The 1,941-nt window shown below is 70.2% G+C and carries 3 protein-coding genes; 2 read left to right on the forward strand and 1 reads right to left on the reverse strand.

Annotated features, from left to right (window positions below; genetic code table 11):
- The coding region (locus ACQKIP_RS46240) for a chitosanase (protein WP_427745746.1) at positions 1 to 386 on the reverse strand (386 nt) is incomplete at its 3' end.
- A gap of 123 nt (positions 387 to 509) precedes the next feature.
- On the opposite strand from ACQKIP_RS46240, the gene ACQKIP_RS46245 reads away from it, so the two are divergent.
- Together ACQKIP_RS46245 and ACQKIP_RS46250 are read left to right on the forward strand one after the other, a co-directional pair.
- Positions 510 to 728 carry a hypothetical protein gene (locus ACQKIP_RS46245; protein WP_365852927.1) on the forward strand — a complete coding sequence of 73 codons (219 nt, stop codon included), beginning with the start codon at positions 510 to 512 and terminating at the stop codon, positions 726 to 728.
- A gap of 14 nt (positions 729 to 742) precedes the next feature.
- On the forward strand, positions 743 to 1,843 hold the full coding sequence (locus ACQKIP_RS46250) for a hypothetical protein (protein WP_365852929.1): 1,101 nt from the start codon (positions 743 to 745) through the stop codon (positions 1,841 to 1,843).
- Positions 1,844 to 1,941: the final 98 nt, after the last annotated feature.

Here is a 1,941-nt window from a genome sequence, read left to right on the forward strand (position 1 = left end):
TTCGTGTACCGCTCGACGAGGGTGAGCAGGTCGTGCGTGCCGGTGCAGAAGCCGATGATCCCGGCGGTGTAGCCGTGGTCGTCGTCGATGTCCTCGATGTAGCCGTACTGCCCGCGCCAGTCCAGCGTGGAGTTCTCCGCGCTGGCTATCAGCTGCTGGGCCAGATCCTTCTTGGCGGGCGCCGCGAGGCCCGGCGGAAGATCGGCGATCAGCTCGTCGTCGGCCTTGATCTCGGCCGCCGACTTGTCCTTGTCGTAGGGCCGCTGGGTGCCGGACCCCCGCCGGTCGGCTCCGGCGGCATCGCTGTCCGAGTCCCCGCCCAGGAGGTAGACGGCGACCGTGGCGACCGGGGCGACGGCGAGAAGGAGGAGGCCTGCACGTTTCATTCGCACAAGAGTACGTGCGGTTTCGCGGTAGCGCGCCTTCCGGATCTGCTCGGATCCGCTTCTATTGACTAATAGTCAATTTCGCATCAGTCTCGGGTGCCGTACCCGGCCATGGGAGGCCCTATGAGCACCGAAGCGCGGGAGCAGCTGGGCAAGGAGCTGCGGGACGAACCACCCCGGTCCGTCGGGCAGTTGCCGCCCGAACAGCTGACCGCACTGGCCGACGCGCTGAGGCGTGAACGCGAGAAGCGCGCGTCGGGCCTGAACGAAGCCGCCGAGGAGGCGCTGAAACTCGTCCCGGCCCTGGCACGGGGCCCCGTACGCCGCATTCTGTTCCGATAGGAAGGGCACGGGTCATGGACAAGCTGCGGAGCAGGGCGGAGACCCTGAAGATCGCGCGCCTTCTCGATGCGGACCCGGACGGGCTCGCCTTCCTCCGGGCGCTCCCCGTCGAGGACGTACGCCGCTTCCGCGAGCAGTGCGTCGCGGCGCTGTTCGACCGTACGCCGGAGATGCTGGACCGGATCGCGTCCGCGACGAAGCTGGTGCCGGCCGGGGTGGCGGCCGCCATCTCGCAGAAGGCACTGGGCCCGCGGCTCGCCGCCGGGGTCGCCGGGCGCCTCGAACCGACGCGGGCCGCGGACATCATCGAGAAGCTGCCGGTGCCGTTCACCGCGGAGTCGTGCGGGCATCTCGACCCGCGCAGGATCAAGGGCATCGTCGACCGGCTCGACGAGGGCCTGGTCGTGCGGATCGCGGTCGCGCTCGCCGAGCGGGGCGACTACCTCACGATGGGCCGCTTCGTGGGCTACCTGCACGACTCCTCGCTGCGCCGGATCCTGCCGCAGGTGGACGACGCGGCCGTCCTGCGGACCGGCTTCCTGATCGACGTGCCCGAACGGCTCGGCCAGATCATCGAGCTGATGGGCGCGGAGCGTCTCGCGTCGGTGATCGCCTCGGCGTCGGGGGCGGGGCTGTGGCCCGAGGCGCTGGCCGTGGCCGGGATGGTGCCGGGGGAGCAGCGGGCGCGCATCGCCTCGCTCGCCGCGGCGCGTCCGGCGCAGGAGCTGGACTCCCTGGTCGTGACGGTGAGCGAGCAGGACCTCTGGGAGTCACTGCTGCCGGTGGTCGCGCTGCTCGGGGAGGAGGAGCGGCGGGCGGTCGCGGTGCTTCCTTCCCTGCGGGATGCGGGGGTGCTCGGCGGGATGGTGCGGGCGGTTGTGGGGACGGGGCTCTGGGCGGAGTTCTTGCCGCTGGTGGGGGTGTTGCCGGGGGAGTCCCGGAAGGTGGTTGCCGATGCGGCGGGTGCATTGCCTTCGGCTGATCTGGATGCGCTTGCCCTGGAGGTGGGCAAGCGGGATCTGTGGGAGCTGGTGATGCCGTTGGTCGAGCTGATGGACGATGCGGCGAAGGAGCGGATCTTTGAGCTGCCGGCGTTCCAGGAGCAGGCGGGGTAAGGGCCTTTCTTTCCCCAACCCCGCTGCGCGGGGGCGTCCTCAAACGCCGGACGGGCTGGAAATTCCAGCCCGTCCGGCGTTTGAGGACATCTTTCGGG

The sequence above is a fragment of the Streptomyces sp. NPDC059900 genome (genome assembly GCF_050270335.1).
Taxonomy (GTDB): Bacteria; Actinomycetota; Actinomycetes; order Streptomycetales; family Streptomycetaceae; genus Streptomyces.